Genomic DNA, 12168 nt, shown 5'->3' with positions numbered 1-12168 from the left:
CGCAACCACGGAAGGAACGCTACGGAATCGACCATGCCCTTAACGTCACCACGTGGTGGACATCTGCCGGTAGCTCGCACGGGGGACAACCGGCGCCCAGGACGATCGTGAGCTGCGGCGTCACCAGCCCGCCCCGGGTGGCCAGCTCTTCATCGACCCTGCGACCTCCCTTACAGCCCGGGCGTGAGGATGTGGCGAACGTCCGGGGCGCCGTTCCAGGCATCGGCCACGGCCCGCAGCGGCAGGCTCGTGAACGGCACGTCGAAGTCCGCCGTGGCAGCGGCCGTGAGCAGCTCGCCGGCGCCGGCCAGCAGCTCTTCGACGGCCACGCTGCCGATGCCGCTGCCGATCAGCTCCAAGCCCGTGCTGCGCAGCATGTCGCCACGTACAGGGATCTCATCGCCCGCCATGGTGCCGAGTTGCACATAGCGCAGGCGCGGCTCGCCGGATCGGGAGCCACGGCCTTGGGTCGCGGCTCTCAGGACGCGACTGGCGGGCTCGCCCCAGACGAAGTCGAGCACGACGTCGACTCCTTGGTCGAACTCGGCGCGCAGCGCCTTGTCCGCGTCGTCGTCAAGGGCGATCCGCACATCCGCGTCCAGACGCTTGAGCCGCGTCTCGTCACGACCGACCGCGATGACCCTGCTCGCGCCGAAATGCCGGGCGTTCTGCACCGCCATGCCGCCCGCGGCGCCGGTCGCGCCGATGACCAGCACCGTTTCACCGGCCCGGAGTTTGGCCCGGCGGGACAGCGCGACCCACGAGGCGAGCCCGGCCGCACCGATGGCCGCCGCGCTCTCGCTGGACAGATTCTGGGGTACCGGCACCATCATGTGGCTCGCGACGAGCGACTTCTCCGCCATGGATCCGAAGGGAGCCTTCGGAAAGAGGAAGTAGACGCGGCGGTCCATGTCGTCGACACCGACGCCGTCGACCCCCGGTACGAATCCAGCGGACGCGGCGCTCGTATAGTGCCTGCCCGCGGCCAGGCTCCGCACGATCGGGGTGAGCGGGGCGGCGTGCACCGTGACCACGGTTTCGCCGTCGCCGGCCTCCGGCTCACGAAAATCCTGGAACGACGGCGCGACGCCGAACGCATTCACGATCGCAGCTTTCAAGCTGTTTCACTCCTCGGCAGGGGATGTCCGGGGTCCTCTTTCCGGGACCCTGCTCTGAAAGATAGGCGGGACGATTCGTACGAGCTATGCTTGAAGCTCGCTGTTTTGTTCGCGATCGTCCGAGGAGCGCGTGGATCCCCTCTCCGAGGTTCTCTCCCTGCTGAAGCCGCACAGCTACATCACCGCGGGTTTCGACGCCGGCGGGGAATGGGCGCTCACGCTCGATGACCTGGCCGGCCGCATCAAGTGCTATGCCGTCACCCAGGGCACGTGCTGGCTGGCGATGCGGGGCCTCGACGCGCCGGTGCGCCTCCAGGCAGGGGACTGCTTCGTCCTGCCCAGCGGGCGGCCGGTGCGCATCGGCAGTGACCTGCGCGCCGAGCCGAAACGGGCGAGCGACGTGCTCGACCCCGACCGCAGCGGCGAGATCGTCACCTACAACGGTGGCGGCGACGTGTTCCTGGTCGGCAGTCGCTTCGAGGTGAACAGCCGCCACGCCGAGGTGCTCCTGCGGACATTGCCGCCCCTCATCCAGGTGCGGACCTCGGGCGATCGGGCCAGGCTGAGATGGTCCATCGAGCTCATGATGGAGGAGCTGCGCGAGGGCCGGCCCGGCTCATCACTGGTGGCGCAGCAGCTCGCGCACATGATGCTGGTGCAGGCCCTCCGCCTGTATCTGTCGGAGCCTTCCCGCGACGACACCGGATGGTTCGCGGCCCTCGCCGATCCCCAGCTGGGTGCGGCGCTCGGCGCGATGCACGCGGATCCGGCGTTCCCCTGGACCGTGCAGGAGCTGGCCGCGCGGGTCGGCATGTCGCGATCGACCTTCGCCGCACGCTTTCGCGAGCGGGTCCAGGAGACGCCGATCGCCTACCTCACGCGCTGGCGGATGATGCTGGCGGGAGAGAAGCTCGTCCACGGTGACGACACGCTGGCGCGCATCGCGGGGTCGCTCGGATACGAATCCGAGCACGCGTTCAACACGGCGTTCAAGCGCGTCATGGGCATCTCCCCACGACGGTACGCGCGCGTCAGTGCGGAAGACGCCGGCGGTGCTCAAGATCCAAAAATGTACGGCAACCGCTTGCGAGCCACCGCCGGCCGCCGTCACCCTAGATATAGCCGCAGAAGTCCCCATTCTGGGGGCTTCCCGCTGTTCTGGAAGGGTTGATGATGGCCGACGAGCCCAACGTCGAGGACAGACTCCAGTCGCACGTGCCGCACACGGCACGGATCTGGAACTACTGGCTGGGCGGTAAGGACCATTTCCCGGTGGATCGGGAGGTCGGGGAGCGGGTTCGGAAGATCTTTCCCGTGGTGATCGAGCTGGCACGGGCCGACCGGCTGTTCCTGGGGCGGGCTGTGCGCTATCTGGCCACCGAGGTGGGGATCCGGCAATTTCTTGATATCGGCACCGGGCTGCCCACCCAGGACAACACCCATGAGGTCGCGCAGGGAGTGGCCCCCGAGTCGCGGATCGTGTACGTCGACAACGACCCTCTGGTGCTGGTGCACGCCCGTGCCCTGCTGACCAGCTCCAAGGAGGGCGCCACCGACTACATTGACGCCGACTTGCGCGACCCGGACAACATCCTGCGGCAGGCGGCCGGGACGTTGGACTTCTCCCAGCCGGTGGCGATCATGCTGCTGGGCGTCATGCATTTCATCGGTGACGACGACGAGCTGCAGCGCATCATCGACCGGCTGCTGGCCGCGGTGCCGTCCGGGAGCTACATCGCGGTGGCCAACACCACCACGGCGGTCAACGGCGAGACCACCGCCGAGGCGGTGCGGGTGTGGAATCTCGACGCCCAGCCGAAGCTGAAGCTGCGCACCCCCGAGCGGATCGCCGCCTTCTTCACCGGTCTCGAGGTGGTGGAGCCGGGGTGGGTCTCGTGCTCACGCTGGCGCCCCGAGCCACAATGGGACGGCGACCTGCCGGTCGAGGTCGACCAGTGGTGCGGGGTCGTCCGCAAGCCATGAAGATCGCGCCCCGTACGCGCCCCGCCGGACCTGCGGGGCGGTGACCGAGGCCGTTCAGGCCTCGGTGTGCGGGGGCGGCAGGTGGGCGAGGACGGCGTCGACGAGGGCGTCGGTGAAGGCCGGGGGCGTGGCCTGGCCGGTGACGAGGACGCGGTAGTAGATGGGCCCGACGATCTGGTCGACGGCCAGGTCGATGTCGACGCCGGGGTCGAGCGCGCCGCGGGCGACCGCGCGTTCGAAGGGGAGCCGGTCGTAGCCGCGCTGCTTGCCGAGGTGCTCGCAGCGCAACCGGGTGGTGAGCGCGGGGTCGTGCTGGGCCTGGGCGGTGAGGGCGCGGAAGACCGCGCCGGCGTCGGACTCGGTCAGAAAGACGGCGACATTGCGGGCGTGCGCCCGCAGGTCCTGCCGAAGGTCCGCGGAGTCCGACGGGATGAGGGCTTCGGCGGCGTCCTGGACGAAGGCGTCCATGAGGATGTCGTTCTTCGACGACCACCAGCGGTAGATCGTTTGCTTGGCCACCCCGGCGCGTTCGGCGATCCCTTCGATGGTCAGCCGCGCGTAGCCGACCTCCACCAGCAGGTCGTCAGCCGCTTCCAGCACGCTCTGGCGTGCTTCTTCGCTGCGGCCGTGCCTGTTTCCGCGATGTCTGCTCGCGGCAGTGCTCATGGGCCCGTTCCCTTCGACCACCCGACCTTACCATCTTGCGTAGACGCAACGGTGCGTCTACGGTAGCGGTCATGAACACATTGACAATGACCGGAACCGCCACCGTCCTCGATCGGCTGTTCGCCGCCGCCGACCTCGAAGCGGCGAATCCCGTGCCGTGGCCCCTGGACACGCCCATCACCGAGGCCACGGCCGAACAGCGCGCCGAGGCGCTGGCGGAGGCGTACCTGCCGATCTCAAGGTCGGCCGGCCACCTGCTCTACACGCTGGTGCGCAACGGCCGCCCCGAGACGATCGTCGAGTTCGGCACCTCGTACGGCATCTCCACGGTCTACCTGGCCGCCGCGGTCGCCGACAACGGCGTCGGCCACGTATGGACGACCGAGCTCAGCCAGACCAAGGTCGACGCCGCGCGCGACAACCTGGAACAGGCCGGCGTGGGCGGGCACGTGACGATCCTGCCGGGCGACGCCCTCGTGACCCTCGCCGAGGTCCGCGGACCCATCGGCCTCGTGCTGCTCGACGGCTGGAAAGACCTCTGCCTGCCGGTGCTGCGCCTGCTCGAGGACCGCCTCGCGCCGGGCGCCCTCATCGTCGCCGACGACTCCACCTTCGCGAGCATGGGCGACTATCTCGCCTACGTCCGCGACCCCGCCCACGGATACGTCACCGTGGACTTCCCCGTGGAGGACGGTATGGAGATCAGCTGCCGGGCCTGACACTCCCTCAGCAGCTGACCTCCCACCGCTCGGCCATGTGCGCCGACAGTGAGCTCCACCGGCGAAAGGTCAGGCGTTCGTGCTCGCCTGGCGCCGGGCGTACCAGGTGATGCCCCACAGGACCAGGCCGATCGCCAGCAGCACCCCCGCGATCTCGTACTGCCCGGCCGGACGCCCCGAGGACCACGGCAGCACCAGGTAGACGCACGTGAACGTGCCCACCACCGGCAGGATCCGGCCCGCCTTGAAGTGCTCCCCGACCACCCGGTCCTTGCGCAGGACGAGCACGGACAGGTTGACCAGCGCGAACACCGCGAGCAGGAGCAGCGACGTCGTCCCGCCCAGCAGGGCCACGACCGGGCTCTCCGGGTCCAGCGAGACGAAGGTGATGAGACCGCCCGCGATCGCGGTGGTGAGCAGAATCGCCGCGTACGGTGTGCGGCGCGTCGGGTGCACCTTCGACAGGAAGGCCGGCAGCACGCCCTGCCGGCCCATCCCGTAGAGCAGCCGGCTGGCCATCAGCATGTTGATCAGCGCCGAGTTGGCGACGGCGAACATCGAGATGAACGGCAGCAGGTCGGAGATCGGGAAGCCGGGGGCCGCCGTCTGCACCACCAGCGACAGCGGTGTCTCGCTGGCGGCGAGCTCCCCGACGGGCACCACGGCGACGGCGCAGATGGAGACGAGCACGTAGATCAGACCCGTGATGCCGAGACCGGTGAGCATGACGCGGGGGAAGATCCGGGACGGGTTCTTCGTCTCCTCCGCCATGTTGACCGAGTCCTCGAACCCGACCATGGCGAAGAACGCCAGCGACGTCGCGGCGCTGGCCGCCAGGAACACGCTCTTGTCCTCGGGAGTGTCGAAGGCGACGACTCGGGAGAAGTCCGCGTTGCCGCCGGAGATGAAGTACAGGCTGATCATGATGACGAGCAGCAGTCCGGAGAGCTCGATCGCGGTGAGCACCACGTTGATCTTGACGCTCTCGCCGACGCCGCGCAGGTTGACCGCCAGGACCAGCAGCATGAAAGCCAGCGCGATCATCAGGATGACGCCGTTGCCGACGTCGAGCCCGAATCCGGTGCTGAGGTTCGCGGCGAAGGCCCGCGAGGCTGCGGAGGCGGAGGTGATGCCGGAGCACATCACGGCGAAGCACACCATGAAGGTCAGGATGTGCGTGCCGAACGCCTTGTGCACGTAGAGCGCGGCTCCGGCGGCCTGCGGATATTTGGTGACCAGCTCAAGGTAGGAGCACGCCGTGACCAACGCGACGAAGAAGGCGATGGCGAAGGGCAGCCACGCGGCGCCTCCCACCTCGCCCGCGACCTGGCCGGTCAGCGCGTAGATGCCGGTGCCGAGAATGTCGCCGATGATGAACAGCAGCAACAGCCCCGGGCCCATCACCTGCTTCAGGCTGGGCTGCTCGCCGCCGTTCGTCTCGATGGGGCCGGGGGGACGGGTCTGTGCCATGGGGGGTTTCCTTCTCGTGAAACCACTCTGAAGTGTGAGTACTTACCCCTCCGGCCTGTGGATATTCTGCCTCCGGCGCGGTTGTGCCGGTGGATCCGGGCTCCCTACCCCGCCGCGGGCGGGTGCGGGTCGCCGAGGTACGGGAACCGGTCCAGGAAGTCGGTGTGCGGCGTCAGCCCGGTGGGCGGCGCCTCGTTCTTGGTGAGGAACGCGACGCGGATGTCGATGACGTCCTCGGTGAACGTCCGGCCATTGGGATACGCGGCGGGCTTGGACTGGTCGAAGTGCAGCACGTCCGGCAGGAGGCCGTGCTCGTCGAGCGCGGTGATCGCCTCCTCGCGCGAGTAGCCGCCGGTGTGGCCCAGCAGGTGGACGAACTGGTCCGTCCACTTTTCCCGGTCGTTGACCGGCTCACTGGCGTTGTACTCCAGCTTCGTGTCGTCGGTGTTGAAGAAGCTGCTCATCGACGGGTGCCCGGCCCGGTCCGCGTGGAAGAGCTCGCCGTCGCGCAGGACGCTGCACCGGCCCCAGATGCGCAGCTCGGACTCGGGCGCCAGCTCCGCGGTCGGCAGTTCGATGGCCATGGAGAAGACATTGGCCGTGGCATTGGAGTCGACGCCGGTCCACGGGGACTTCCCGCCCAGGTGCGGTGCGGTGAAATTACGTTTGCCGCTGGTGTCGAACAGGTTCTTGATGCCGTCGAAGTCGAAGAAGAAGGCGTCACTGCGGCTACCGGCGGCCACCTGGTAATCGCCGCTGCCGACCACGTTGGCCTGGGGGGCGAAGGAGACGGCCGCATCCGACACGATCTTGGTGCCGACCGCCTCGGGCTTGCGGGACTCCGCACCGGTCGCCATGAAGACGCTGTAGGTCTGGGAGCCGTCGGCCTCCGGCGGGTTGAAGACCCAGCTGAAGGCGACGTCGGTGAGGTAGTCACCGTCGTTGTCGACGTTCATGCGGTAGACGGCGTCGGGGTGCAGGGCGTCCGCGTTGGGATTGGCGTTGAGGATGAGAACGGTCCTGCTCGGATCGCCGGGCGCCGCGAAGGCGTACAGGTCACACAGATCGAGACGCTGGTCGCCGAGCGGTGGGCCGAGGCTGAGGCCGGTGAAGTGGTTGGACATGTGAGGGCCTTTCCCCTGCCCACCCGCCGGAAAACCGCCTGAAAAACCGTTTTGCGCCATCTGGGTCAATGGCTGCTAAAGATGGGCCAACGGCCCAAAGGAATGAGCGCTGGAGGTCGTACCGGGGAGGAATGTATGCGCCGCCAGGCTCGGGGTTTTCGAAGGCTGCCATTTAATCGACAAGGTTTTCTTGGCAATTCCTTTGTGAATACAGTACGAAAACCTCGGGTATTGGGCGATGTATCCCCCTGACGAACCTGGTGTGCTTATACCGGCGCTTGAAAGGAAAACCCATGACCGCCACCGCAGAGGCCCAGCGTACCGAGACCACCGAGGGCGAAGGGCGATCCCTGGAAGCCCTGCTGCTCGCGGCGCTCGCGGCCCGCCGCGAACACGGCGAGGAGGAGAGCGGCATCGAGCACCCGCTCCTGCTCGCCGCGCTCATGCGCCGCCGCAGGGGAGGCGAGGAGAGCGGAATCGACCACCCGCTCCTGCTCGCGATGCTCATGCGGCGTCGCGGGGAGGGCGAGGAGGAGAGCGGCATGGAGCACCCGCTGCTGCTCGCGATGCTGATGCGTCGCCGTAGGGGAGGCGAGGAGAGCATGATCAGTCACCCGCTCCTGCTCGCGATGCTCATGCGCCGCCGCGGGGAGGGCGAGGAAGAGAGCGGTATTGAGCACCCGCTGCTGCTCGCGATGCTGATGCGGCGTCGCAGGGGAGGCGAGGAGAGCATGATCAGTCACCCGCTCCTGCTCGCGATGCTGATGCGTCGCCGTAGGGGAGGCGAGGAGAGCATGATCAGTCACCCGCTCCTGCTCGCGATGCTCATGCGCCGCCGCGGGGAGGGCGAGGAAGAAGGCGGCATGGAGCACCCGCTCCTGCTCGCCGCGCTCAGCAACCGGTAGCGACGCAACGCCCGATCGCAGGCAAGAAGGTGTCCCTCAGCTCGGGCGAATCAACAGGTAGGGACGGATCACATCGACCGCAGAGGAGCAACCCATGGCGTCAGAAGAAGCCGCCGAACCGACCGAGCATGACCCGGTAGAGTCGCTGATCGACGACGTCATTCGCGACATCCTCAACGAGGCGAGCCAGTCCACCAAAGCTCTTGCCCGCGGCGGGGACTCCATGGCCGCTCTGATCGAGACGGCCCTCACCTCAACGCCGGGCGCGATGCTGAAGGCCTCGACCATCGAAAGAGTCCTGCTCGCCCAGGTCCTGGCCTCCGCTCTGGCCGACGCTCTCGCGCCCGCGCTCGCGGAGACGCTGACTCCCGAGATCATGAAGATCCTGGAGCAGCAGACCACCGCGACCAAGCCCGACGCCTCGAAGACCACGAGAACGACCGCCACCGCAGCCAGGGGAAGCACCAGAAAGAAGACGTGAGCCACCGAACGCCACAGCCCCCGGTCGTGGACCGGGGGCTGTGGCGGGGGTTTGAGGGTCAGGACTTGGGGCCGGCGCAGGTGAGGTCCTTGGCCGGCAGGGTGCCCTTGGCCAGGAAGGCGACGGTGGCCTTGTCGGCGCAGGCCGAGCCGGTGGCGTAGGCGAAGTGGCCGCCGTGTTCGACACCGACGAAGCCGGCGCGGTCACCCAGTGCCTTGCGCATTCCCCGGCCCGCGGCCCACGGGGTGGCGTTGTCGCGGCGGTTCTGCAGGATCAGGACGTTACGCGGACCGTTCGAGGTGACCTTGACCAGCGGCTCGATCGGCTTCTTCGACCAGAACGCGCACGGCTGGATGTTGTTGGGCATGCCGGCGCTCAGCGGGTACTTCGCGCGGGCGGCCGCGGTGGCGTCGGCGTAGGAGTCCACGTCGCGTGACCAGGTGGTGTCCCCGCAGATCATGGCCAGGGCCATGGTGACCTGGTTGTCGGCCGGCACGCCCTTCGCGGCCGGGGTCTCGGCGAAGATCTGGCGAAGCACGGCGACGTCCGCGTCCCTCGGGGCCTTGCCGGCGGCCAGGTCGGCCGCCGCCTTCCAGAACTGGGTGAGCGCTGGGACCGTTTCGTTGTGCTGCAACATCTGGTACGTGACGCCGCGCAGCAGCGCACCGCTGATGGCCGCCGGCGTGCCCGGCACCGCGGCCGGCTTGCGGTCGAGGCGGTCGGCCAGCTTGAGGAAGGTGTCGGTGACCTTGTCGGCGGTGCCGCCCAGCTTGAGGTCGGCATGGTTCGCGGCGGCGACACGGGCGGCGTCCGGGAACCGGTCGTTCATGCCCTGGTTCCACGTGTTCAGCATCTTCGCCCACGCCTTGTTCGGGTCGACGTTGCCCTCCAGCACCATCCGGTCGGTGTTGCGGGGGAACAGCGTGGTGTAGACCGCGCCGAGGTAGGTGCCGAAGGACTGGCCCCAGTAGGAGATCTTCCGCTCGCCGAGCGCCTGGCGGATGCGATCCATGTCGCGCGCCGTGTTCGCGCTGGTGAAGAACCGGAGCTTGTCACCGACCGTGGCGCACTGCTTGGCGACGGCGCGCGCGGTGGTGATGTTGCCCTTGATCGAGCCGCCGGCGCCGGGGTAGGGGAACACCGTGAGGAGGCCGCTGCCGGACAGACCGCAGCTCATCGGGGTGCTGCGGCCGACGCCGCGTGCGTCGAACCCGATCAGGTCGTAGGAGTCCAGCACCGTCTTCGGCAGGGTCTGCGCCATCTGGCCGGGCATGTCCAGGCCCTGCAGTCCCGGGCCGCCCGGATTGAACAGCAGGACGCCGCGCTTCTTGCCGTCCTTGGCGGTGGCGATCCTGGAGACCGCGACCGTGATGGTCTCTCCCTTGGGGTGGCGGTAGTCCAGGGGCACCTTGACCGTGCCGCAGGTCTGCCTGGGGTCCCGCTTGGCGCCCGGCGCGAGCTCCGGGCACTCGCCCCACTTGATCGAGGACTGGACGTGGCCGGTGGTCGCTTCGGCCCTGGCGCTTGCCGGCTGACCGCCGATGATCGCCCCCGCTGCCGCGCTCGCGGCCAGGGTGCCGGCGACGATGATCCGTACGCGGATGCTGCTTTCCATGGTGCTGCCCTCCGAATGCCCGTTTTGCCGCGATCTGACCTCGCGGTAGACCGTGGTTCCGGCCTCTGGGGAGAAAAGTAGAAGTTGAGGGCCCTGTCCCGAATCACTGCGCTGGGGACATTCCGTGTAGCTCACATGAGGGACAAACGCGGCAACATCGACGATCGGAGATCGCTAGGCTCTGAGCCATGCCGTGGACCTGGGTCAGCGACCGCTCGCGAAGGTTGCGGGACGCGTGGCACGTCTACGACGCCGTGGTGTGGGACCGGTGGCTGGCCGTCGTGTTCACCGGGCTGGCGTTCGTGCCGGCGCTGTCGATCATGAGCGTCCAGTTCGGCAACCTGCCAGGACGCCCGGCCGATGCGTTCACGATCGTCCTGATCCTGGCGCAGACGCTGCCCCTCGCCGTACGCACCCGGTGGCCCGCCGCGTGTCTGGCGATCAATGGCGCGTCTTTCGTGGTCCACGAGACGGTCGGCTACCCGATGCAGTTCGGCACCGTGACGGTGTACCTCGCGCTCTACTCGGTGGGCGCGCACCAGGAGCGGTTCCGGCGCGTCATCGCCGCCGTGCTGTCGGCCGCGTACGTCGTGCTGTGCGTGACCATGCATTTGCTCGGCTCACCGGTGGTGCTGAGCGAGTTCCTGGTGTTCTACCTGCTTTTCGCCGCGTGCTGGGTGCTCGGCTCGTTCGTACGCGGGCAACGGTCCCAGGAGGCCGAGCGACGGCGGCTCGCCGCCGTGGCCGCGACCGCCGCCGAGCGGGCGCGCATCGCGCGCGAGCTGCACGACGTGGTGACCCACCACGTCACCGGCATCGTCGTGCAGGCCGACTCCGCACAGTTCGTGGTCACGTCGCCCGACCGCGTGGGCACGGCACTGACCACGATCGGCGACGCCGGCCGCCGGGCCCTGGCCGAGCTGCGGCACCTGCTGGACGTGCTGGAGGCGACCGGAGAGTCGGCCACGCCCGTCACAGGAACCATGCGAGACCTGGTGGAACAGACCCGAAGCGGCGGCCAACCGGTCGAACTGGTGGAGGACGGCGACCAGCCCGCACTCCCGATCGGCGTGCGGCTGGCCCTGTACCGGGCGGTGCAGGAGGGCCTGACGAACGCCGTCAAATACGCCGAGGGCCGCCCGACCACGGTGCGGGTCGACTACCGGGACGACCGGGTGGAGGCCGAGGTGACGAACGCCGCCGCCGTGGTGTCCGTCGGCGCCAGAAGCGGCCTCTCCGGCGGCCGAGGCCTGGCCGGACTGCGCGACCGGATAGGCGCGCTGGGCGGCGAGCTGGCCGCGGGCGAGCAACCTGACGGCGGTTTCCGGCTGTACGCGTCGATCCCCGTAGGCGGTGCCGAATGACCATCCGCGTCATGATCTGCGAGGACCAGGAGATCGTCCGTACCGGCTATGAGACGGCGTTCGACGCGCAGCCGGACATGACGGTGGTCGGCGTGGCCGCCGACGGCCCGGCCGCGGTCGAGGCGATCACCCGCCTGAAGCCCGACGTGGTGGTCATGGACATCCACATGCCGCTGATGGACGGCATCGAGGTGACGCGGCGCATCGCCGGCCCCGGTGTCGTCGCGCCGCCGAAGGTGCTGGTGGTGACCACGTTCAACGTGGACGAGTACGTCTACGAGGCCCTGCGCGCCGGAGCCAGCGGCTTCCTGTTGAAGGACGCCCCCCTGCTGGAGCTGCTGAACGGCGTCCGCACCGTCGCCCGCGGCGAGTCCCTGCTGTCCCCCACCGTGACCCGTACCCTCATAGGCCGCTTCGCCGACCGCCTCCGCCCGACGACCCCCACCCCCGCCGAGGATCCGCTGGCCGTCCTGGCCCCCCGTGAACGCGAGGTGCTGCGCCTGATCGCGCGTGGCCTGTCCAACGCCGAGATAGCCGCGGAGCTGGTCATCAGCTTCGAGACCGTCCGAACGTACGTCTCCCGGATCCTCACCAAACTGGACCTGCGCGACCGCGTCCAAGCCGTGGTCTTCGCCTACCGCACCGGTTTCGCCGACGACCAACAAAGCTGACGGCCAAGGACAAGCTGACGGCCAAGGAAAGGGTCCGCGAGCGAGAACGCCG

12 protein-coding genes are annotated in these 12168 nt (G+C 68.6%); 7 read left to right on the top strand and 5 right to left on the bottom strand.

Going from position 1 to position 12168, the window contains the following annotated elements:
* Positions 1–170: 170 nt before the first annotated feature.
* Positions 171–1118 (bottom strand): zinc-binding alcohol dehydrogenase family protein, encoded by a 948-nt coding sequence (locus tag OHA68_RS09440; RefSeq protein ID WP_327107259.1) that lies wholly within the window; start codon positions 1116–1118, stop codon positions 171–173.
* Between the two features lie 130 nt (positions 1119–1248).
* Here OHA68_RS09440 and OHA68_RS09435 point away from each other — a divergent pair, with 130 nt between their 5' ends.
* Together OHA68_RS09435 and OHA68_RS09430 are read left to right on the top strand one after the other, a co-directional pair.
* Complete coding sequence (locus tag OHA68_RS09435) at positions 1249–2289, top strand: AraC family transcriptional regulator (protein WP_327107258.1); 1041 nt, start codon at positions 1249–1251, stop codon at positions 2287–2289.
* Positions 2289–3101 carry an SAM-dependent methyltransferase gene (locus tag OHA68_RS09430; RefSeq protein WP_327107257.1) on the top strand — a complete coding sequence of 271 codons (813 nt, stop codon included), beginning with the start codon at positions 2289–2291 and terminating at the stop codon, positions 3099–3101. Before OHA68_RS09435 ends, OHA68_RS09430 begins: the two co-directional genes overlap by 1 nt.
* 54 nt (positions 3102–3155) lie before the next feature.
* On the opposite strand, the gene OHA68_RS09425 is transcribed toward OHA68_RS09430, so the two are convergent.
* A complete protein-coding gene (locus tag OHA68_RS09425; protein WP_327107256.1) occupies positions 3156–3701 on the bottom strand; it encodes a TetR/AcrR family transcriptional regulator in 546 nt (181 codons plus the stop codon).
* A gap of 137 nt (positions 3702–3838) precedes the next feature.
* Between OHA68_RS09425 and OHA68_RS09420 the strand changes: the two genes are divergently transcribed.
* The gene (locus OHA68_RS09420) at positions 3839–4486 is read left to right on the top strand and encodes an O-methyltransferase (RefSeq protein WP_327107254.1); all 648 of its coding nucleotides are present in this window, start codon (positions 3839–3841) and stop codon (positions 4484–4486) included.
* Positions 4487–4555: 69 nt separating this feature from the next.
* Here OHA68_RS09420 and OHA68_RS09415 read toward each other — a convergent pair whose 3' ends face one another.
* Entirely contained in the window at positions 4556–5956 is a 1401-nt protein-coding gene (locus OHA68_RS09415; protein ID WP_327107253.1) for an APC family permease, read from the bottom strand.
* 104 nt (positions 5957–6060) lie between these two features.
* Positions 6061–7080, bottom strand: a complete 1020-nt coding sequence (locus tag OHA68_RS09410; RefSeq protein WP_189142591.1) for a DUF4331 family protein — start codon at positions 7078–7080, stop codon at positions 6061–6063.
* Positions 7081–7373: 293 nt separating this feature from the next.
* Here OHA68_RS09410 and OHA68_RS09405 point away from each other — a divergent pair, with 293 nt between their 5' ends.
* Together OHA68_RS09405 and OHA68_RS09400 are read left to right on the top strand one after the other, a co-directional pair.
* Positions 7374–7985, top strand: a complete 612-nt coding sequence (locus OHA68_RS09405; RefSeq protein WP_327107252.1) for a hypothetical protein — start codon at positions 7374–7376, stop codon at positions 7983–7985.
* A 94-nt stretch (positions 7986–8079) separates the two neighbouring features.
* Positions 8080–8466: a hypothetical protein gene (locus tag OHA68_RS09400; protein WP_327107251.1), complete on the top strand. Its 387-nt coding sequence runs from the start codon at positions 8080–8082 to the stop codon at positions 8464–8466.
* 58 nt (positions 8467–8524) lie between these two features.
* Here OHA68_RS09400 and OHA68_RS09395 read toward each other — a convergent pair whose 3' ends face one another.
* Positions 8525–10081: an alpha/beta hydrolase gene (locus tag OHA68_RS09395; RefSeq protein ID WP_327107250.1), complete on the bottom strand. Its 1557-nt coding sequence runs from the start codon at positions 10079–10081 to the stop codon at positions 8525–8527.
* Between the two features lie 188 nt (positions 10082–10269).
* On the opposite strand from OHA68_RS09395, the gene OHA68_RS09390 reads away from it, so the two are divergent.
* Positions 10270–11445, top strand: a complete 1176-nt coding sequence (locus tag OHA68_RS09390) for a sensor histidine kinase (RefSeq protein WP_327107249.1) — start codon at positions 10270–10272, stop codon at positions 11443–11445.
* The gene (locus tag OHA68_RS09385) at positions 11442–12116 is read left to right on the top strand and encodes a response regulator transcription factor (RefSeq protein ID WP_327107248.1); all 675 of its coding nucleotides are present in this window, start codon (positions 11442–11444) and stop codon (positions 12114–12116) included. The genes OHA68_RS09390 and OHA68_RS09385 overlap by 4 nt, the downstream gene beginning before the upstream one ends.
* Positions 12117–12168 lie beyond the last annotated feature (52 nt).

Origin of the sequence: Nonomuraea glycinis, assembly GCF_035920485.1 — a bacterium.
GTDB classification, from domain to species: Bacteria; Actinomycetota; Actinomycetes; order Streptosporangiales; family Streptosporangiaceae; genus Nonomuraea; species Nonomuraea glycinis.
This window is presented reverse-complemented; position numbering and strand designations above follow the sequence as displayed.